The following is a 22,197-nucleotide window of genomic DNA, read 5'->3' as shown; positions in this document are numbered from 1 at the left end:
AATGGATCAGCTGAATAGTGATGAGATTTTCTTTTCAGGTCACCCGTTATGTCAATAGCTTCCAGTAAGTTACCGAATTCAGCAATTGTTGAACGTCTGCTGCAGATTGTTTTAGTTTTTGCGATGACATTACCCATGCTCATTTTATATGCCACCAGCACACTCGGGCCACTCTTGAGCCAGGATTTACACTTCGAACCGGAATTGTTAGGTTATCTGGTGATGAGTTCATTTGGTTTGGCAGCCGTTTTATCGCTGTGCGCTGGCGCTATTGTCGATTACATCGGTTCACGATCCGCATTGCTGGTACTTTTTTATGCCATCGCAGCCGCTTTTACGCTGATTGCACTGGCTGAAAATTTCTATGGCTTAGTCGTAGCTGCAGCGATTTGCGGGATCGCACAGGCACTTGCCAATCCGGTCACCAATTTACTCATCGCACAGCAGATTCCATCCGAGAAAAAAGCCAGAGTAGTAGGACTTAAACAGTCCGGCGTTCAGCTTGCAGCACTTTTTGCTGGCTTGGTGTTACCTGCGATAGCGTTTCATTATGGCTGGCGTACTGCATTTAGCATCATTGTTCCAGTGGCTGTATTATTTGGGATTACGACACTTTTTATTATTCCCAAGCAACACACAAGAGCAGGTAAGGGGCTGACATTCTCAGCTCCAACTTCATTATTGCTGTGGTTAATGGGTATTCAGTTTTGCGTCGGCATAGCACTCTCCGCATTCGTCACTTTCTTGCCAACCTTTGCATCACAACATGGCATGCCGCTGTTTTGGGCCGATATGCTTATTGCTGTTTTCGGGATCATGGGAATGTTCTCCAGAATCATGCTGACGCCGATGGGCGCTAAGCTCAAGGATGAATCATTGCTGCTTTTCGGCCTTATCGCGATTGCAGCTTGTGCCATGGCGATTACCATGCATACAGATCCGGAAAGTCACTGGCGCTTATGGGCGGGTGCAGTTGGCGTTGGTCTGACTGCAGTGGGGACTAATGCGATAGCAATGAGTATGTTGATTAGAGACCCGGCCTTCGGTCCAGTGACGACTGCATCCAGCTATGTTTCGTTTGCTTTCTTTTCTGGTTTTGCGCTGGGTCCTCCACTATATGCTGCATTGTCCGGTTATTCCGGTAATTTACTGTTGAGTTGGGGAGCGTTGATCAGCGTGTTGTGTGCCGCTTGTATGATGACAGTGATATTGGCATCGGTGCGCCGGCATAAAGTGCAAGCATTAACGTAACTGTAGATTGTCCTGTTTTAATTGTTGATCGCTATGTCGCTTTAAGAAATTCTATAACCTCATGAACAAACAAATCCGGTGCTGTTCTCATGGCGCTATGTTGCTGCCCGGGAAGAATGCCCATGCGGCTGTTGGACAAGCTTTGCTGAAGTGTCTCTGCAGTAGCATAACGGCGCGGATGACTGTTTCCGCCGACCAGGAGTAAAACCGGATTTTGCAACGAATGGAATCTTTGTGGCTTAAAAACATAGCGATCGATACTTTGCAACTCGCGCAGAATAGTGTGCGCTGCGGCAATTCGGATTGGCCAATTCGATCCCGCTTGCAACGCAACAATCTCCTGATTGGGTGCTTTGAGCAGATCACGAAAAAATAGTAACAGGGATTCTTCGCGATTCCCTTGATCCAGCAACGTTTGCAATCGAATTTCAAGTTCCGTCGACCAGCCGCTTCCTGTTAGTGAAATCGATGGTTCATACAGGATGAGTTTATTAATATTTGAAGTCAAAAGCGTGGATTCCAAAGCACACAGCCCGCCAAAAGAATGCCCGAGAAGATGGACACTGCCACCGATCGCATCAATGACAGTAGCGATATCTTCACACTCGCGTTCCAAAGTGTAACTGTTGGCATCGCCGCTCTCGCCGCGTCCGCGCCGGTCCATGGTCCATACATTGAAGTGCTGTTGTAGTTCAGTGAGTGTCGATACCCATGCGGAGTGATCCCCGGTAGTGCCGTGTACCAGTAACAGCGGCATTCCAGTACCACAATGCCAGCAGGCAATGGGAATGCCGTCTTTGGAGGTTATATGTTCCATGGTTATTTAAGTTTTGAATTGAATTGAATTGAGAAGAAAGTAGCACAAAGAAATAATTTAAGCGGGACTATGTCGATAAATCAAGTAATTTTCCTGAAACGATTTAACAGTTTCTTGTTTGGAGCACTACCGCAGAAATTGAATGGTTACTTGATAACAATCCAATGCGGCACAGTTACTCAATTATTTGCAATAGATTTAAAGGCCTTGGCTTTTTATCTTGTCATGACTATATTTTTATCAGTCGATACTGCCTTAGCAACGAGCGAAACAAAACCATTGAGTCAGATTAATCAATATTTGCGGATCAATGGTGAGTTCATGAGCAGTTATGAATCATGGAATTACTTCAGGCCAAATCCGGCGGTTAATAATTCGTATGATTTGTGGGTGCTACGCGCCAGACTTGGGGCGATGCTATCTACGCCCTATATAGATGGTTTTGCACAAGCGCAATATAGTGGTCTTTATGGGCTTCCCAATGATGCGGTTTCCCCCTCGGTTGGTCCTTTAGGACTGGGAGCAGCCTATTTTTTAGCCAATCAATCGGCTAACGCAAGTAATGTATTTCTGAAACAAGGCTATCTTAACTTTAAGTTTAATGATCTGGGCTTGTCAGGCGCCTTCGTGAAAGTGGGGCGATTCCAATTGATAGAAGGTATGGAATATGACTCTGGGAATGAGAAATTCGATGGACTGAAGAGAAGACGTATCGCAAAACGTCTCATCGGCGGATTTAATGCGATTTATGTCGGACGTAGTTTTGATGGTTTCTCGGTTGTCTATGATCGGCCTGATTCTAATATGATAGTCAGTGGGGTTCGCCCGACTCAAGGTAATCTCACCGTTCAGGGACAAAAACAAATCAGCGACATTAATATTCTTTATGCAGCGCTTACCAGCAAAAAAGATGCATTATTACCAGGAACGGAAGGCCGTTTGTTTTATATGAACTATGATGATCAGCGCGATGCGCAGGTCATCGACAATCGTTCGTCAAATGCAAGACCTTCACTCAATCAAGAAAAATTAAACATTCATACCCTAGGTGCACACTTATTGACGCTTCATCAAACGGAATCAGGCAGTATCGATGGGCTATTATGGGGAGCGTATCAATTTGGTAATTGGACTGATCAATCCCATCAAGCCTGGGCAATTGCCGCAGAAGCCGGTTATCAATGGACAAAACTTCCTTTCAAACCGTGGTTACGCGCCGTGTACTATCGCAGCTCCGGCGATAGGAATGCGCAAGACGGCAAACACCAAACTTTCTTTTCTGCGGTTCCCAGCGGACGTCTTTACGCCAAATTTCCGTTTTACAACCTGATGAATATACAAGATGCTTTTATTGAGATCATCGCGTCACCTATGGCAAAAACACAGGTGAACATTAACCTGCATCAGTTATCTCTGGCCAATTCCAACGATCTTCTCTACGGTGGGTTGGGTGCGGCGTTGAACTCTGACGCATTCGGTTATTCGGGAAACGCTTCCGGTGGTCATAGCGATATCGGTCAGCTGGTTGATATCAGTTTTATGCATACCTACAGCAAACAGTTCTCATGGCGGCTTTATTTCGGCCATGCTTTTGGCGGCGATGTTATGAAAAGTATCTACTCAGGTAAAAGTGATGCGAATAACTTCCTGGTGGATTTTAATTTTGTATTTTGAGCGAGAGATATCTTATGACCCTATCCGATAGCACAGACGATCAGTTGTTGAATCCTAAAGAAATGATTACTGCCATTGAATTGATGTTTCGCCGTATGGATAACATCGATGACAATTGCTTGAACGATTTTCCACTGTATTCACTGGGAAATACCAATGCGTGGTTTGTTTCCTCAGGCGGTTCCTGGGTTGGAGGATTTTGGGGGGCGTGCTGGTGGCTGCGTTCAAAAATAACAGAAGCAGCACTCGATCAACGTAAAGCATCGGCTATTTGTCAAAACTTAGCTTCAAAAATCAGTATCGATTCCGGGAATCGGAGTCTGATTTTTTGGTATGGCGCATCACTAGGGGAAATCTGGTTTCGTGACTCCGGTGCACGCTCGCTGACAAAAGAATCTATCGACGCGCTGGTATCGGGTTTTGATCCTTTAATGAATGGCATTCCGCTGGGGACCGCATTGGGTGGTGGCAAAGAAGGCAACCGGCAGATTTCAATCGATAATTTTTCCAGCCTCATCCAGCTCTTGTGCAGCAATAAACAGAAATCCTGTGAAGACATCGCAAAGCGCCATACCGATACACTACTGGCAGCTTTCCAGCAGAGTAATGGTGCATTTCACGCGCACGCGCAGTTTAACGGAAACAACTTAATACCAACAGACCAGCCGGGCTCATGGTCACGCGGTCAGGCTTGGGCTATGCTGGGATTGAGCCGGGCAGCGGCACAATGGGGAGAGCCTTATTTAACTTATGCCACGACTGCCTGTGAATATTGGCGGCACTCCCGTCCGGATCTCTTGCCGCCCAATCGGCTCGGTCATCCATCGCAACTCTGTGATCCTTCTGCAACTGTCATTGCGTCGCTCGCTATGCTTTCACTGGCCCGCCTCATGCCCGATGGAGAGCAATGGCGCATTTATGCGCATCGGCAGATTACCGCAATTATTCGCAGCGAATACTTCACCGGTTCTCAGGAAGACATTAAGCATCCAAAAGACCGGAATAATACGGAACCCGGAATATTCTGGGGATGTTGTTACAAAACCGGACCGGATAAAGAAGAGCTGGTTGAGACGGTTTGGGGTAGTTTTTTTCTAATGGCTACACTTTGCGTGCTCACAGGTTTTATTGAACCGGGCCAGTGTTAAATTCTAATGTTTTTTATTATCTAAGGAAATCAAATGCTACAACAGATAATCATCCACATATTCTCCGGATTTTCTGTCCGAGCTAAGTACTTCTTTCTTACTGCCTTCATCTTCACTGCTTTCCCCTGTGTTGCTGCAGAAGTATCCACGCCGATACTGCTTCATGCGGCTCGGGTTTTCGACGGTCATGAGATCAGAACCAATGTATCTGTTCTGATAAAGAATGGGCAAGTAGCACAGATTGCGCCGCGCGAATCATTTAACGCCAATAACAATGTGAAGATCATCGATCTGGGTGACGCAACCATCCTGCCGGGATTTATCGAATTGCACGCGCATTTATCCTACCAGAATGTTTCAGCTAATACCGTTCTAAGGCATGGGATCACAACCATCCGGGATTTGGGTGGACCGGTACACAAGCCATATGGCGGCACTGGCAGCTTGCGCGTGCTTACTTCCGGTCCGATTATTACCGCACCTCAGGGCTATCCAATTGTAAAACTTGGTGCCACGGATATTGCAGTAGCTGTTTCCACGCCAGAAGAAGCGCGGCAAACTGTTCGCAACCTGATTGAAGCAGGCGCTGTCGTGATCAAGATCGCTCTGGAGCCTGGCGGAGAGGCGGGCGCGCCTTGGTCTTCTCACCACGGTCATACGCACCATGATCAGCCGGATAAAGCACATGGACAGGCGCATCACCAGCCTGCACATAAAGCTTCACATGCAAAACCAAAATGGCCATTGTTATCAGAGGAAACTGCGAAAGCAATTGTCGATGAAGCGCACAAAAATAATCGCAAGGTGTCGGCTCATGTCGCGGAAGTAACGGGTGTGGAAATCGCAATCAATGCCGGGATTGACGAATGGGCACACATACCTTGTGACCTTATCCCTGAACCGTTGTTAAAACAAGCAGTATCGAAAAATGTAAAAATCGTCAGCACAATCGACACCTTATCAAAATGTGCGGGTGTGGCGCCCAATGCTGCCACATGGACAGCATTGGGCGGTGAATTTTTATATGGCGCAGAAATTGCACATCCGGATATTCCCTGGGGTATCGATGTACAAGAGCTGATGTATTTAATGCAGATGGCACGAATGGAGTTAGTGGATGTCTTGCGTGCAGCAACATCAAAGGCAGGCCAGCACTTGGGCATGCCGCTGCTAGGTACCTTACAGTCTGGATCCCCTGCCGATATTATTGCAATCAAAGGCAATCCAATGCACAGTCTGAAACATCTTGAATATCCTGATCTTGTGATTTCTGGCGGTGAAATAATTGTCAATCATTTTTAATTTCTCTGCGCATCGCCACAATAGACTGGCCGCCTGAATCTTCCTCCGCGATGGAAAAAACGATTACTTTATTGCTTCAGAACGCTATTTCAATGCTAAACACTTTCAGTTCATAGTGGTTGGGCATGAAATAGCGTGCCGTTGTGTTTTGAACTCTTTATAAAGCGATTTCACAAAATATTTCGTGAGATTGTTTCTCCTATTTTTTAGCATATCCCATTCCTGGCTATGACAACACATCGGTGATCACATCAATCTGTTGATGGTTGCTGACGCCTGAAATCTGAAACAATGGCTGTCGGCCATTGTTTGGCTCTTTTCCCCGTGGCGAAAAGTGCAGACTTCTCAAATTCTTTGATGGAAGAAGATCAAGTCGTTTGATTTTGTCTTTATTAACGCTCCATTTTTTAAGCTGCTGACTCAAAATACCATTTGATGCGGGTTTTCAGGGCCTCCTATATGGGCGATCCGATAGTTCGTTGCTGGACCAAACCGGAATGCATGATCCTATCGTAACCACGACGTTTGTTAAATACGATAGATCTTATCGGGAGAGTTTACCTAAGTCCTGTCGCTGCAGCATAACCATAATAGCGAATGGCTTTCTCGAGGTGGGGTTCTAGCGGAATGAAATACTTTTCATAATGCCGCCAACGCCCTACCGATTTGTCATACAGGGGTTGCTTTACAGCATCGAAACTCGGTGTGGCGATGACCTTGCGTTGGGCGTGTACGTAAAAATGTTGCGCTTCATCGACCCAATCCAAGCCGACGAAGTTATACATTTTTGTGACATGAGTCTGGAAATCACTCACCAGATCTTCATAACGTAGTTCAAGTACCGGTGTAGTCATGCGCTGCTGCATCGTCTGCCAGAATTCGAATATGGTGCTGTAGAACTTGGCGATGCCTTCCCAAGATAACAAATGAACCGTCAGCGAGGTAAGCGTGAAAGACTGCATGAAACAGCTTAGACAGACATCGCGCGGGTCGCGTACTGCGAAAATGATCTTGGCGTCGGGAAAAATTTCTTTTATCAGTCCAACGTGAATCACGTTGAGCGCAGTCTTGTCCATGAAGACTTTCCTTTGCGCATCTTCCCCAAGCAGTTCACTCGCGCAGCGCCAATAATATTCTCGCAAGTGTTTTAGGCCACTAGCGCCGACAGCCTCCAGCTTAGCGCGAACGCCAGTTGGATGGGGCGCCATCTTTGCAAGTTCTCGCAGCACCAGGGGAATCAACGCTGCTTCATCACTTGTAACCGTCTCCGGATGGGCCGCGAAGACTTGCTCCATCAGCGTCGTGCCAGAGCGATAGAAACCGACGAGAAATACTGGGCTGGGGAGATCGCCATGGGGGCGGCTTTCGGCGCCTGCCAGGACTTCCTTGGTGAACGAGGCTTGTTGAGTGTCAAGCTCGCGGTAGATCGCTTGGCGGTCGATTCGCTCCACCGCAGGTGACTGCACCAGCAGTCCGGCGGCGGTGCGCAGGTGTTCGAACGCATCGTCGTAGTACTTTAATTCGTCTAACACCACGCCCAATTCCAAATGGGCGCGGGCTTTGGTTTCGCCGACGGCAATGGTGATGGCGTGTTCCAAACGCAAGCGCGCCGATGTAACGTCGCCCTGCCGGGCTTGCAATGTGGCGAGTAATATATGGGCATTGGCTTCCTCCGGAGCAAGCTGCACCGCGCGCATAGCGCTTGATATGGCCGCCTCCCATTGTCCAAGGCGCGACAGGCATTGTGCGCTCAGATAGTGCGTCTGGGCCGATGTGCCGGGATGTTGCAGCGCTTCGCAGATGACTGACCAGGCTTCTTTAATGGCACCGGTTTCGTGGAGGGTCAAGGCGATCTCATACAACGGCTGCTGCCGCAACGCGGGAGAGTACTGTCGATTAACATGCTCCGCGGCTCGTAGAAGAAAAGTGATTCCTTCGGAAGTCTGTCCCAGCTTGCACAGTGAGTGGCCGAGTCCCGCCAAAACTAGAGGTGAATTTTTTTGTTGCTCCAACACCGACCGGAAGTTCCGTTCGGCGGTGAAATAGTCGCCGATGCCGAGAGCCCGTTGGGCTTGTTGCAGATAATGCTGTGGGATTGACAATGCTGCGGCGCGAGCTGGCTTGTTGTTGCAACAATGCTTGAATTTTCGGCCGCTGCCACAGGGGCAGGGATTATTTCGTCCAATACGTGTAGACTGCTCCATACAATAAAGATGCACCAATCCCAGGGCGATGGTCGATGGATCCCCGGTGTATAGGAAAAATAAACGCCCTTATTCACCGCGGCTGAATTTACTGGAAAACGGTTTGGTCGTCAACCGCGTGTACTGATCAGCCTCACGTAAAATCCGGGATGGTATGGCTGCAATCTTTACCTTTGCCCTATCATTGACGGGAAGCTTGGTAAATATAGGCGCTCAGTATGTTACTCGAACGAGGCAGGTAAAATATACTATACATCGTGCTCGCAAGGTCAAAAGTGCTACGCTGGAGTTGGATCGGTTCAAGAGTCGAAGACTGCTGGAGGCAATCGGCAATATCTCCCGGCGGAACTTGAACGGGCGTATTATCACAAATTGGAAGAGTCGGCTAATGCAGCTTGACTCAATACAACAAGTCTCCGGGAAAACAGGGGCGATTCTTTGCATTTCTGGATTGCGATTCTATGTAGAACTACTTGTTGATTAACCTGCTGCACTCCATATTTGACACATATTCTATCGACTGCTCTTCTTATTTAGATAATTCAACTTGCTTTGCGATTCTCCGCGGTCTTGCACGAAATTGTTTATTTTGGCTTTACTCAGATGTGACAATTTGTCGCATTGCTAAAAGTAGAGCTTAAGCTGAAAATGATGGTTTGTAGTCTGGATAGTATAATTAGAAAGCAATTTGCATCACTTCAGCCAATCCTAATTCTTCATTGTCCGTACTATTAGCTCAGATCGAATCATGAACATAACTCATTGGTGAGCATCACTATGTTATTAAAAGTCATCACTCAAAGCTTGTTCGCATTGATCGTATTGGTCTGACATCATTTTTTAAAATGCATTGGCGCACACGGTGATAGAGCCACCGCAAATTACAGAGGGAAAGTCGTCAGATAATGATGTTGTTATTACACATGGTTGTGGGGATGGGGCTGTCATCGGCCAGAGTGTTGTTTTTCCAGACGGAGACAGTTCTACGATTGTTGCCAATGGTAATCCTTATACTGGATCGCTCAGGGATTTCCTTCAGAATTGGGGAGGCGTGATTCAATTCGTGCAAGATCGCTCATTATTTAGTGAACAGGATCGAAAAGTGGACGCGAATAGAAATACGATCGGATTTTGGTTTGGTGGTGGCCGATCACTTGCATCATACGCATTCGGACGTATTCCGTTTGTTTCGAGCGCGATACTGTTTCGTGGCTGAATCCTGCGGAGCAGGTCAACAGGTAACGGTGAAACCCTCTGCTGCACAAATTGATCGAGATATGCCCATCATTTTAACGGAACACAAGTGTGGTCACAGCCGTAATTCATAACAATCATACAGCATAAATTTAAGGAAAAGGTACTATGGCACTCACTGAATCTCAACAAACCTCAATCCTCCAACTCACCCAGGCAATGTTTAATGCCACTCCCGGAGCGATATACCTGGAAGCGCTGGGCTCACAAATTACGACTGGGAAATCCTTGGCTGACCTAGCGCAATCTTTGGCGGGAAATGCGTTATTTTTTGGCAAGGATTATGCGGCTGATCTGACACCTGAAGCGTTTGCAAATGCTTTTATTAATGACTTGATTGGTGATAATGCTTCTGCTGACAGTAAATTGCTGGCAACCAATTATATTGTCAGTAAAATGACGGCTGGAGCAACGCAAGGTGAAGTGATTGCAGAAGTTACCAATATTCTGTCTGCTTTTCCCGCAACAGATCCTGTTTGGGGTGCGGCCGCATTAGCGTACAACACGGGAAATGCGACAAAAATTGTCGATAATCTATTGAGTGACACGGTTGCAGCAATCGACAAAGCGTGGGCAGTCGATTATATCCTTGCACAAATGACTAGCGGTCAGACTTTCGGTGCAGTAATCGAATGGGCCATCAATGCATTGGATAGCATCGATCCTGCCAATCCTGCTTGGGGCGATGCAGCGGCTTTGTTTGACAACCGCATTGAAGTATCTCGCTATTACTCAGTTGAAAAAGCGGGTACATCTACAAGTTTAACAACGCTTCAGCAAATTCTGAAAGGGGTCACATCCGATGTTGCCACGATTGCTACGGCCAAGGCTGTGGTCGATAATCTGCTCGGCAATCCCCCCATCAGCCTATCGGATCTCAATAGTAGCAATGGTTTTGGATTATATGGCATAGCGGGAAGTGATGACACGGGTGAATCGGTTAGCGGTGCGGGAGATATTAATGGGGATGGCTTTGATGATTTGATTATTGGTGCACCACATAATTTTGACAATTTCTACTCCGGAGCAAGTTTCGTGGTGTTTGGCAAAGCTTCGGGTTTTAATGCAACGATTCCTTTGTCCAGCTTGAATGGTACTAACGGATTCCGGATCAATGGTGTAGCAGGTGGAGATGCGGCGGGTCAAGGAGTGAGTAGCGCAGGTGATATCAATGGTGATGGCTTTGATGATCTGTTGATTGGCGCACCGATATCTGATGTTCCGAAAAATGATACGGGTTATACCTACGTGGTATTTGGTAAAGCATCGAGTTTCAGTGCTACGATGAATTTATCGAGTCTGGACGGAAGCAATGGCTTCCGTATGTATGTTGATGAGGCCGATCAACTTTTAGGTTGGGCTGTCAGCAGTGCGGGGGATGTCAACGGAGATAGCATTGATGATTTGATTATTGGCGCACCGATTGACGAAAGTAGCTATGTTGTCTTTGGCAAAACCTCTGGTTTCGATGCTAATTTAGATTTGTCCAGCTTGGATGGCAGCAACGGCTTTCAAATGAATGGGTTGGTGGCAGGAGCGCAATTTGGCAATGGCGTGAGTGCCGGAGACATCAATGGCGATGGTTTTAACGACTTAATCGTTGGCGCCTATTACGGAGGAAATGGTACAAGTTATGTGGTCTTTGGTAAAGCATCGGGTTTTGATGCCATGCTGGACTTATCAAATTTAGATGGCAGTAATGGCTTTAGTCTGGAAGGAGAAGCAGAAGGAGACGAAGCCGGTTATTCAGTCGACAATGCGGGGGATGTCAACGGCGATGGGTTTGACGATGTAATTATCGGTGCCAGACAAGCTGATACGAACGGTGTAGATTCAGGTGCCAGTTACGTGGTGTTTGGTAAGGCATCTGGTTTTGAAGCCACAGTGAATTTATCCGATTTGAATGGTAGCAACGGTTTCCGCTTGGAAGGAGGAACAGCAGGAGATCGCGCAGGTAGATCGGTGAGCGCAGCGGGAGATTTTAATGGTGATGGTTTTGACGATGTGATCATCGGTGCCGGTTCCGCCGATCTGAATGGCACAGATTCAGGTGCCGCTTATGTTGTATTTGGTAAAGCTTCAGGTTTTAGCGCTTCGCTGAATTTATTTAGCCTAAGCAGTACCGATGGCTTTTCGCTGAGTGGATTGACAGCAGGTAATTCATTTGGTAAGTCGGTCAGCAGTGCGGGAGATGTTAACAATGATGGATTTGATGATTTGATTATTGGGGCTCCTTTTGCCAATGGCGGTACTCTCAATTCTGGCGCAGCTTACGTGATATTTGGCCATAGTTTTAGCAGTGAGGTTACTGCTTTGAAAACCATTGGAACCGGCAGCTTTGATGTTAATAGTCAGGATGCAGCGGCATTATTGGTTGGGGTTGATATGTTCACAGATTTGATGTAGTGCCCAGTATCTCCATATTGTTTGAACCACACAAATGAAACATTCTGTTTTTAATGCTACTAGCGGAGCTTCGATTTCACCAACGCTTGAAGTCACAACTTCCCGCCAGTTGCTGTCCTGGCTGGCTGAGCAACAAATTTCTATCGCGCTGACAACTTACCAGATTGGCAAATTGTATTTTATCGGCTTGAAGCCCGATAATGCACTTTCGGTATTTGAGCGAAGTTTTAATCGCTGCATGGGATTGTGCTCGACGCCGAATAGCTTGTATATGAGCAGTCAGTATCAGATCTGGCGCTTTGAGAATGTGTTCGAAGCCGGACAACAACAGGATGGTTTCGATCGATTGTACTTGCCGCAGGTGGGTTATACCACTGGTGACTTAGATATACACGATATGGCCGTAGATAGTAATGGCCGACTGGTGTTTATCAACACATTGTTCAGTTGTTTGGCGACCTTGAGTGAAACGCATAGCTTCAAACCGCTGTGGCAGCCAACTTTTATCAGCAAACTGGCGGCGGAAGATCGTTGCCACCTGAACGGTCTGGCGATGAAGGATGGTCAATCAGCTTATGTCACTGCGGTGAGTCAATCTGATGTGGCTGATGGCTGGCGCGATCATCGCACTGACGGCGGCATTGTCATCGATGTAAATCGTAACGAAATCGTTTGTTCCGGATTCTCTATGCCGCATTCGCCGCGTTGGCACAACGGCAAGTTATGGCTGCTCAATTCCGGAACCGGGGATTTCGGTCATGTCAATCTGGATACAGGGTGCTTTGAGCCGGTTTGTTTTTGTCCCGGTTATATGCGCGGGCTAAGCTTTCACGGCGATTTTGCCTTAATTGGTATATCCCGGCCACGCCACAATAAAACCTTTAGTGGCTTAGCATTGGATGACAATCTTAAATCACGTAATGCGGAGGCTCGTTGCGGCATACAGATCATTGATTTGCGCACGGGCGATGTGGTGCATTGGCTGCGCATGGAAGGCATGGTTGAAGAACTTTACGACGTAGTTGCTTTGCCGCATGTGCGCCGCCCCATGGCACTGGGTTTTAAGACGGACGAAATTCGTCGTGTACTTAGCATTGAAGCATAATTCCGTTCCCGATTAAAATATTTTCGAGACAAAAATTTTTCCTAACCAATTTCAGCCATTATCCTGTCTGAGCATAAACAAGGTTTATTCAAAGAAAGAGCAGGCCGCTCTCCAGCCAGTAGTGCAGATATAAACTCCGGCACAAATTAGCAGCAGGGTCGATATCTTGTGAACAAAACGGGACAAACCGTTTCACCGTTTCGGCTACAACTCTTTCCTTTAAAAATGCCATGCCGATGGTCAATATCAGCAGTGCCATTCCTGCCCCGAGTATATACCTGAGGAATCATAGAGTCTTGATCAGGGCTTATCATTCTGTTAAATACTGTCTCCAATTCCATAAGCGCTTTGGTTCGTTCCATAGTCACATGCTTTTGATCTTTGTCTGTCATTAGTGCAAGCAATTGTTGCACTGTCACGTTGTAATAATATTTTCTGCCGTGTTTGAATGGTCGTTCTTCGCCTTTAATACCGGCTTTTAGCATCCGATTAATCGTTGTCGCGCGGCCACAACCTAGTATTCTTGTTATCTGTTTTATATCCATCATAGTTTTTTTCAAGATCCAATCACATTGTTTGTATTGTCATTTTCTTATCATGTCCATTAATCACTGCACGATCCTGGTTATATCGCCAGTTAGCCCCTAAGTGCATTTTTTCCATTCGGTGTTCCCAGTTTCTTTTTTAAGAAATTATACCTTTAAGCCAGCCGATTAATGCTGCGGCAAAATGCCGCGCGGCAATTTGTCGCATTCCCAATTGCATTCGTTTAATTTAACTTGCGTTTAGAGTTTCAACCTCATAAGTGAAAATTATTGTAAGAAAATAATAAGGTATCAAGAAAACGCAGTTATGCCGAGCCAATGGCGCAACGAGGATTGGAAAGATTTCCAATAGTAAGAAATTCATTTCTTACGTCAATCAGCACTACATCTTATTCCGCAGGACTGAATGGTCACATTCTCAGTTCATGCGGAATAAGCAGCAGACAAGGAAAAAATCATGGAACATTTCATAAGGAACACACGCGCCTTTTTTCTACAGATTCTTGGGATATTTTTTGCGCTTAGCATTGGGATAATCTCGCAAAATGTAATGGCGTCAGATAATGATGATGACGACGAACCAACCGAAGATATAGTGCTACGAGGTGACCGGACATGCACGGGTTGTCATGATGAAGGTGCCGAATCAGTACTCGCTATCGGCAAAACAAAGCATGGAACTGTTGCGGATGACCGCGTGCCAACTTGTACAAGCTGCCATGGTAAGAGTATTCGTCACATGGACAGGCCTGAAAAAGTACCGATGCCATCACGCACATTTGGTAAGAATTCGCTTAATCCCGTTGAAGATAGAAATCAAACCTGCTTAAACTGTCACCAGGGCGGCAAACAAATGCATTGGGCCGGCAGTACGCATGCCAATCGTGATGTGGCTTGTACCGCCTGTCACCAGATACACACCGCACAAGACAAAGTACGCGACAGAATTGCTCAAGCGGAAATCTGTTTTTCCTGTCATAAAGAACAACGCGCACAAATCAACCGCCCCTCCCGTCACCCTATCCGGGAAGGAAAAGTTATTTGCTCCGATTGTCATAACTCTCATGGCTCGGCTGGGCCTAGCATGATGATTCGGGACAGCATCAATGACACTTGCTATACCTGTCATATGGAAAAGCGCGGCCCTTTCGTGCGAAACCACCCGCCGGTTCAGGAAAATTGCGCGCTTTGCCACAATCCGCACGGTACGACAGCACCCAATTTGCTAAGAGTTCGCTCGCCATTTCTTTGTCAGGAATGTCATGAGCCCAATACGCATCAGGGCAGCCCGGGAACAATTGATGGTGCTTATCGAAGAAATCTCCTGGCCAGGGGTTGTGTCAATTGCCATACCCAGATTCACGGCAGCAATAACCCTGAGAATGTTCGCCTTGAAGATCTGCTGCAGCGTTGATTAGGGAGAGAGAAATGAATCAATCAACCTGGAAATTTCTTCAGATCCTGTCGGCTTGCTCTTTCTTACTTATCGCTGAAGCAGCCGTATCAAACGAAGATGAAAATCTCAAACGATTAACCAAACCGCAAAGCTCGATTAATTTTGGTGCAGGGTACCTCGCGAATGATAATGCGCGTTTTGGTCAATACAGTGGCCTAAGAAATGAAGGGCCTTATGGTATTTTCAATGTCGATATCACAAAACGCGATGAGAATACCGGTACCTGGCTTAAATTGCTCGGGCGCAATCTTGGATTACAGAATCGCGACATCCGCTTTGAGCATACTAAGCAAGGCCATTGGAGTTACTTTATTGATTTCAGTCAAACGCCCAGATATGAGCCATTTACAGCCGTTACCGCTGTCAGTGGAATTGGCAGCCCACATCTGGATGTTCCAACATCGCCTACAACCGGTGAACCTGCGCAACTGAAAACGGAACGTCAGGCGATATCATTCGGAATGAACCGAGTTCTGCCAGGCAATTTTGAATTGCAGTTCCATTTCCGTAATGAAGAAAAAGATGGATCAAGAATTTTCGGGCGTGGTAATCGTTTGGGAGCACCGATTCCGGGCGTAGTCGGCGGTTATGAGTTTTTGCCCGAACCCATTAATTATTCAACCCGGCAGTTCGGCGGCACCCTCAACTACAACGGTAAGGATTTACAGTTGTCCGGCGGGTATTATGGAACGATGTTTATTAATAAGAATACCGCCTTATATACAACGGGTGGCAGTAGTGCAGGCGGAATCTATGCACCGAATCAATTTTCTCCGATTGCGCTGCCTCCGGATAATCAATCGCATCAGTTGTTTTTATCCGGCGGTTATAGTTTTAATCCAACCACGCGCGGTACGTTCAAGGCTGCTTATACGCGAGCGACGCAAACAGATAGTTTCTTTCCTACGCAATTTCTGGCTCCTGGTGTCGGGAGTAATCTGGGCGGGCGCATTGATACAGCGTTAGTCCAGGCCAGCATTACCAGTCGTCCGTTACCCAAATTATCTGTCGTGGCGAATGTTCGATTTGAAGATCGCGATGATAATACGCCCGTGCTTTTATACAACCCATTGGCAGGACAGTTGGATTTCAACGGAAATCGCTGGAGCGGGCTCAATCATCCGCGTTCATTTAGTACGGTAACGAGCAAAGTAGAAGCCAATTACACGTTGCCGATGAATTTTCGTTTGATCGGCGGTATTGAGTATGAACATTGGGATCGTCGTTGGCAGCCGACTTTTGTCGGTCATCGCGCCAGAACGGATGAAATTTCCTATCGGGCGGAGCTACGGCGTACTTTGTCCGATACCGTGACAGGATCGATTGCATACATACACAGCAATCGATTTGGATCGCCTTTTATCTCGACCATGACTGCGACGGGTGATCCTTACTTCAACACGATTGCACCCATCAATCTTTCTGATCGCAATCGTGACAAGGTGCGCTTATCGCTCAACTGGGAGCCCATTGAACCCCTGTCATTGCAAGTCATGGTCGACGAATCATTCGATAATTATGGGCATCGTAGCGGCTCAAACCTGGGATTACAGAATGGTTCTGCAAGAAACTATTCATTGGATGCCGCGTATACAGTCTCGGAGAACTTGCAAGCAGTGGCGTGGTTTTCACGCAATGAAACTTTTATTGATCAAGCTTCAAGAAATTGGAGTCCTGCGGATGGTTCTCGTGAAATTTGGTCGGCTAATCTGCAGAATATTGGCACTTCATTTGGAGTCGATATCAATGGAAAACCAACTGAGAAACTAGAAGTTGGAGCGAGTTTATCGCAATCTTTTATTGCTGATAAGTTTAAGCAAAAAACAAGCGATCCAGCGACTTATTCAGTACCCAATATCTCAACCGGGCTTAGCAATTTGAGACTATTTGCAAGATATACCTTGCGGAAAAACTTCAGTCTGCATCTGGATTATATCCTTAATCGCTTTAAAACCAATGAGTGGACATGGAATCATTGGACCTATACCGATGGCACTCGATTAACACAGGATACGAATCAAATCGTCAATTTCATCGGCCTTTCCGCACAGTACACTTGGCAATAACAATTACAAGGATTTTGCTCGTCCCGATAATCACCGAGTTATTTTTTAAGTATTGAAACTCAATCTACCGGATGGCATAACTGATTTAATTTGCGATAGGACTAATAAGCGATATCAACGCATCCAGCGCCAATAAATAAGCTAACTGGTTCTCTTTTGTTCATGAAAACATTCTGTCGATTTTAACTGTAGTATCGATTAATTTCTTCGTATTTTCCGGCAGTCCTGAGGTGCGACAATTTGTCACATTGTTTATTTTATATGTTTCAGTATAGTGTGAATCTCAATGTAAAAGCCACCCTTGCCGCAAGGTAAGTCCGGAAAGCCAACGGGTCTCTTTATCGAGATAGCCGGGTTGCCATCCCACGAATGATGGGAAGTAACTGGAACCGGAACGTAATAAAATCACCCAATCGACTCCAGATCATCATTCATTAAAGATACGCCGGAAGCTCTCTTGATAATTTTGTAAGCAGGCAACGGTGGAGTGTAATTTTTTATGTAGTGTCTCAAATATTTGGAGAAATGAAAATGCGAAAAAATTCATATAGTAAGAAAACAAACACGCTGGTTTCCGCAGCAATTATTTCTGCTGCCTCTCTGGTTAGTGCCAATGTATACGCAGCGGGTGCAGTATCAGCATTTCAACCTTGGGCTGCTGGTAACGACCTTTTTGCAGGGAGTAGCATTTCCGCAGCCAATTCTGGCCTGAAGAGTTCCTACTCAGACAGTGTCGGTTTAGCCTATTCCGCCTGGGCTCACACGGGTGACTGGTTCTTATTTAATAACCATGACTTAGCTGATGTCACGCTAACCGTTTCCGGAGATTCAGGTTTTGTTCCAGGCGTAACCGTCTGGGCGACCGGCGGATCGCAATTTGATGGCGGAACAGCAGCGTATGCTGCTGATGGTTTTAGTTTGGCAGGATTTGAAACGCCCCATTCATTTAATGCAACAGGGGCGATTGGGGATACGGGTACGCATTGGATGGCGAATGGTGAGGGTGGCAATGTGTTGGAAACACTGGGCTACGCAGTTTCCGGCGCTTCGCATGCGGCTGGAACCACTGGCTGGGGTGAGAGTGTTATTACCGGAGCCAATGATGTGAGTCTAACAAATACTTTTGAAAATGGCGTGAGCGGTAGTACAGGCGCGCACACTGCTTCGCTCGTATTCAATGATTTAGCAGCGGGCTGGTATGCCGTGTATGTTGGCGGCACTGATAAGAATACTGCAGGTGGTTTGTATGACTTAACTGTCAGCGCAGTACCCGAGCCAGAAACCTACGCGATGCTGTTGGCAGGCTTGGGCCTTGTTGGCTGGCGCATGAAGAAACAGCACAAAGCGTTGAATATGGCTGCAGCTTAATTAGCGGTGACGCGGTAGCAGAAACAGGGCGTTTCGTCGAATCGCTCTGTTTCTTTGCCGGGAAGAACAATTTAACCTGGTTGCAAGAAGAATTCACGCAATATTAGTACAGTGCATCATGTTTGATAGAGAACTATTAACACCTACTCAGAAAACGCACAAACATACTGATGTTCCTTGGCGCACATGCTGGGTAGCGAGGAATGTGAGGAGTATTATCATGCTAATCGATATAAAAAAAATCATCAATACCTTAACCAAGGTATGCTGTCTTACCATTTTTACTGGTTCGGTTTTGCAGGCTGACAGTTTCGGACCTATTCCCATGACACTGAAAGGTGCGCCGGTTCCCGAAGTGCCCGGCTTGCTGGATGGCCCGGACCCCATCATCATTAACAAGGAAAAAGCGATCGCACTCGGCAAGGCCTTGTTTTGGGATATCAATGTTGGAAGTGATGGCGTGGCCTGTGCGACTTGTCATTTCAATGCCGGTGCGGATGGGCGCATTAAGAATCAGATTGCGCCGACCGGTAGAGATAGCGACTTGCCTAAGGAATTTTCGCTTGGCCGTGACGGAACTCCGCGTGGGCCCAATACCGCCTTAAAGAGAAGTGATTTTCCTTTTTTTCAAACCAATGATCCGCTTAGTGACGCAAGTGTTCCGGTTTATAGCAGCGACGATGTTGCAGGTTCTGCGGGTACCTTTGGAGGTGCTTATCATCAGGATGTCAAATTGTTTCAGGGGAAATATGATAATTGTGAGCGTAGCGCTGACCCGGTTTTTCATGTCGGGGCAATAGGCGCGCGCAAGGTTACGCCACGCAATGCACCGACTGTGATCAATGCCGTTTTCAATTTTCGTAACTTCTGGGACGGCCGCGCCAACAATATCTTTAATGGTAGCAGCCCATGGGGAGACCGTGATCCCGATGCCGGTGTCTGGATAAAAAATAGCGATGGCACCGTCACCAAGCAACGCTTACGGCTCATCAATTCCTCTCTTGCTTCCCAGGCGGTCGGACCGCCTATGGACGTCATCGAAATGACTTGCCATGACCGCACTTTTCCCGATCTAGGGCGTAAATTGCTGAATCGCAGACCACTGGATCAACAAAACGTGCACTGGAACGATAGTGTACTTGGCGGCTTAGCACTCAGTACTAAAGACAATCTACAGAAAGGATTAAATACCAGCTATTATCAATTGATTAAGGAATCATTCAATCCCAAATACTGGAGTTATAACCGCATTGGCCAATTCGGCTCTTCGCGACCCAGCTCTGGGAAACAGAGTTGGGCTGCTTATCGGCAGGTCGAAGCGAATTTTGCCATGTTTTTTGCACTTGCGGTTCAGATGTATGAGTCGACTTTGGTCTCTGATGATTCTCCCTTTGATCAAAGTGCTGTTGATGAGCACGGTACTCCCATTGACTTAAGCGAATCAGCACAGCGGGGGATGGATGTTTTTCGTGATTCGCATTGTGCACTTTGCCATATTGGCCCAAACTTTACTTCATCAGCGGTCGTGACGAATGGAATTTTGCAAAAAATCAACCCGCACGCTTTCGGAAATTCTTCTTTCCGGATCAGTACCACGAACGTTGTAACCGCTTTATCTTTAACCGGCGGCATGATGTTTCAAGATACTGGTTTTTCCGGTACCGGTGTAACGTCACTAGAAAATGATATTAGTTTGGGTGGTACCGATCCATTCGGCAATCCGTTATCGTTTTCCGATCAATATATGCAGCTTTTGGCAGGTAATAACTCCGGGATTGTTGATCCCTATGTGGCAGATGTACGGCCTTGTGATTTGGATACACCTATTGCAACTGATCGTGATGCACCCCATCCGTTATTATTTACACGCGCGGATGGAATACGGAAACAAACACAGGGCACCGCTGATTGCTTTAAACCAGAAGGCACCTTCATTCCAACGGTTGATGCAGTTTTGGAGGAGTTAGAGAAACCGGATAGAAGGCGATTTTTGAGTGCCGCTAAGGGTTCATACAAAATTCCAACCTTAAGGAACATTGAACTGACAGGGCCTTTTATGCATAACGGCGGCATGGCCACATTGGATGAAGTATTGGAGTTTTATATCCGGGGAGGTAATTTTGAAACTCCCCCCAAAGAATTTGGCAAGATTTTCGCACTGGTTGACGTGCGATTTTCAGCGGAACAACGTGAAGATTTGCTCAATTTTCTAAAAAGCTTAACCGATGAGCGCGTACGCTTTGAAAGGGCACCCTTTGATCATCCTGAGTTGCTTGTTCCTCATGGCCACACAGGAGATAACGTTGCAATTCCTCAGACTAATGCCATTAGTGAAACGCTTGCGGCAGATGAATTCCTGCTGATTCCCGCTGTCGGGGCTGAAGGGAGAACAGAGCCAGTGCAAGCATTTGATCGCTATTTAAAGTCACAAAGCAATGCTAATTGATAACAAATAATTCTCCGGCTTTGCCGTAGACAATTCTATTATTATATTTTCATCCGCCTACGCCCCCTAGTTAAGTACATAGCTCTTAACTAGGGGGCGATCTATTCTATTAAATTATTTTATAATCAAATACATGCGACAATTTGTCGCATTGACTCATTGTGCATTCAGAGAAATAATACTGTTGTGCTGGAGGCAATTAATGCGCTCTATCACGTAAGGCGCAAAATTCTTTTGCGCTATTTCTATAATAATTTTATTTAATAGGTCTTTCATGAAAAACACATTCAAATATGCACTGCTGCTCGTTGGCATGACTTCGCTGCCGGCCATGGCACATATCGGCTACGGTGGCCGTGATTTTGGTACTTTCACTGGCGCGCCGGGGGCAACGAGCACAATTACAAATCAGTCATTTACCGGTAATTTTGGTTGGATTGATGGCACGGATGCCGATTGGGGTGATTCTCACAGAGTGAGGGCATACGATTTTCATTTGACAGGTGATGCAGATGTGAGGATTACATTCAGTGGCCAATCTTTTGTTAATTCGAGTGGCGCTACTGTGCTTGGCGACACTAACCCCGGTTTTTCTCTTTACCGCGGGCTCGCCCATATTTCTCCGTTTGCTGCGGATCATGACTTTGCTGCGGGATCCATTGCTATCCGCGATGCGGTAGGCGGTATTGGCTTGACCGAAGGTTCATTCAGAGCATTGACCGATTGGAGCATCACCAACGATAACAATGATCCTGCAAGCGTATTTACCTTCATCGGTTCCGCCTATGACGGCAGCAATATCGACTACGGTAGCGGCGTTATCCCCGGTGCGGATGGTTTAGCGGATCACATGGTCTCGCAAGTCTTTCATTTGACAGCGGGCGATTACTCGATATTTGTGGGCGGTACGGATTATTTCAGTCAAAGTGTTGATCCTCGGCCTGCATATGGCTTAACGGGTGTGGTGTCTGTAGTGCCGGAACCAGAAACCTACGCAATGTTGCTGGCAGGATTGGGTTTGTTGGGTTTCAGCGCCAGACGCCGCAGTGTTTAGTCTGAACAGTTAATTCTGTAAAACAGCTCTCGGTTTACTTGCAAGAGCGGGGTCTTGTATTGCGCTATTTATCTCCTATGCCTGATACAAGACTCCCTTTC

The 22,197-nt window shown here is 46.7% G+C and carries 15 protein-coding genes and 1 riboswitch; of the genes, 12 read left to right on the top strand and 3 right to left on the bottom strand.

Annotated features, from left to right (window positions below; all coding sequences use genetic code 11):
• Positions 1–48: 48 nt before the first annotated feature.
• Positions 49–1,251, top strand: coding sequence for an MFS transporter (locus tag QZ942_RS07060; protein WP_292994059.1), 1,203 nt, complete (start codon positions 49–51; stop codon positions 1,249–1,251).
• Between the two features lie 31 nt (positions 1,252–1,282).
• Here the strand turns inward: QZ942_RS07060 and QZ942_RS07055 are convergent, their stop codons facing one another.
• On the bottom strand, positions 1,283–2,068 hold the full coding sequence (locus tag QZ942_RS07055) for an alpha/beta hydrolase (protein ID WP_292994057.1): 786 nt from the start codon (positions 2,066–2,068) through the stop codon (positions 1,283–1,285).
• A 69-nt stretch (positions 2,069–2,137) separates the two neighbouring features.
• Here QZ942_RS07055 and QZ942_RS07050 point away from each other — a divergent pair, with 69 nt between their 5' ends.
• Genes QZ942_RS07050 through QZ942_RS07040 form a run of 3 tightly spaced genes read left to right on the top strand, consistent with a single transcriptional unit; the run spans position 2,138 to position 6,192 of the window.
• A complete protein-coding gene (locus tag QZ942_RS07050) occupies positions 2,138–3,742 on the top strand; it encodes an alginate export family protein (protein ID WP_292994055.1) in 1,605 nt (534 codons plus the stop codon).
• A gap of 14 nt (positions 3,743–3,756) precedes the next feature.
• On the top strand, positions 3,757–4,890 hold the full coding sequence (locus QZ942_RS07045) for a glucuronyl hydrolase (protein WP_292994053.1): 1,134 nt from the start codon (positions 3,757–3,759) through the stop codon (positions 4,888–4,890).
• A 33-nt stretch (positions 4,891–4,923) separates the two neighbouring features.
• Positions 4,924–6,192, top strand: a complete 1,269-nt coding sequence (locus tag QZ942_RS07040; RefSeq protein ID WP_292994051.1) for an amidohydrolase family protein — start codon at positions 4,924–4,926, stop codon at positions 6,190–6,192.
• Between the two features lie 557 nt (positions 6,193–6,749).
• Here QZ942_RS07040 and QZ942_RS07035 read toward each other — a convergent pair.
• Positions 6,750–8,396, bottom strand: coding sequence for a sulfotransferase (locus QZ942_RS07035; protein ID WP_292994049.1), 1,647 nt, complete (start codon positions 8,394–8,396; stop codon positions 6,750–6,752).
• 862 nt (positions 8,397–9,258) lie between these two features.
• Between QZ942_RS07035 and QZ942_RS07030 the strand changes: the two genes are divergently transcribed.
• From QZ942_RS07030 to QZ942_RS07020, 3 genes are all read left to right on the top strand, one after another.
• Entirely contained in the window at positions 9,259–9,612 is a 354-nt protein-coding gene (locus QZ942_RS07030; protein ID WP_292994047.1) for a hypothetical protein, read from the top strand.
• Positions 9,613–9,758: 146 nt separating this feature from the next.
• Entirely contained in the window at positions 9,759–12,056 is a 2,298-nt protein-coding gene (locus QZ942_RS07025) for a hypothetical protein (protein WP_292994045.1), read from the top strand.
• Positions 12,057–12,090: 34 nt separating this feature from the next.
• Entirely contained in the window at positions 12,091–13,161 is a 1,071-nt protein-coding gene (locus QZ942_RS07020) for a TIGR03032 family protein (protein WP_292994043.1), read from the top strand.
• An 88-nt stretch (positions 13,162–13,249) separates the two neighbouring features.
• On the opposite strand, the gene QZ942_RS07015 is transcribed toward QZ942_RS07020, so the two are convergent.
• Positions 13,250–13,420: a hypothetical protein gene (locus tag QZ942_RS07015; protein WP_292994041.1), complete on the bottom strand. Its 171-nt coding sequence runs from the start codon at positions 13,418–13,420 to the stop codon at positions 13,250–13,252.
• 743 nt (positions 13,421–14,163) lie between these two features.
• Here QZ942_RS07015 and QZ942_RS07010 point away from each other — a divergent pair.
• The 5 genes from QZ942_RS07010 (at position 14,164) to QZ942_RS06990 (ending at position 22,096) form a co-directional block, all read left to right on the top strand.
• Entirely contained in the window at positions 14,164–15,120 is a 957-nt protein-coding gene (locus QZ942_RS07010) for a DmsE family decaheme c-type cytochrome (RefSeq protein WP_292994039.1), read from the top strand.
• Between the two features lie 14 nt (positions 15,121–15,134).
• Complete coding sequence (locus QZ942_RS07005) at positions 15,135–17,228, top strand: MtrB/PioB family decaheme-associated outer membrane protein (RefSeq protein WP_292994037.1); 2,094 nt, start codon at positions 15,135–15,137, stop codon at positions 17,226–17,228.
• Positions 17,229–17,512: 284 nt separating this feature from the next.
• A riboswitch (cyclic di-GMP riboswitch) is annotated at positions 17,513–17,591 on the top strand.
• Positions 17,592–17,759: 168 nt separating this feature from the next.
• A complete protein-coding gene (locus QZ942_RS07000) occupies positions 17,760–18,596 on the top strand; it encodes an FxDxF family PEP-CTERM protein (protein ID WP_292994035.1) in 837 nt (278 codons plus the stop codon).
• A gap of 220 nt (positions 18,597–18,816) precedes the next feature.
• The gene (locus QZ942_RS06995; protein WP_292994033.1) at positions 18,817–21,042 is read left to right on the top strand and encodes a cytochrome c peroxidase; all 2,226 of its coding nucleotides are present in this window, start codon (positions 18,817–18,819) and stop codon (positions 21,040–21,042) included.
• Between the two features lie 274 nt (positions 21,043–21,316).
• Positions 21,317–22,096 carry an FxDxF family PEP-CTERM protein gene (locus QZ942_RS06990; protein WP_292994031.1) on the top strand — a complete coding sequence of 260 codons (780 nt, stop codon included), beginning with the start codon at positions 21,317–21,319 and terminating at the stop codon, positions 22,094–22,096.
• The last annotated feature ends 101 nt before the right edge of the window (positions 22,097–22,197 follow it).

This window comes from Nitrosomonas sp., from assembly GCF_021731985.1.
GTDB lineage: Bacteria > Pseudomonadota > Gammaproteobacteria > Burkholderiales > Nitrosomonadaceae > Nitrosomonas.
The sequence above is the reverse complement of the archived record's forward strand: the minus strand, read 5'-3'. Positions and strand labels throughout refer to the sequence as shown.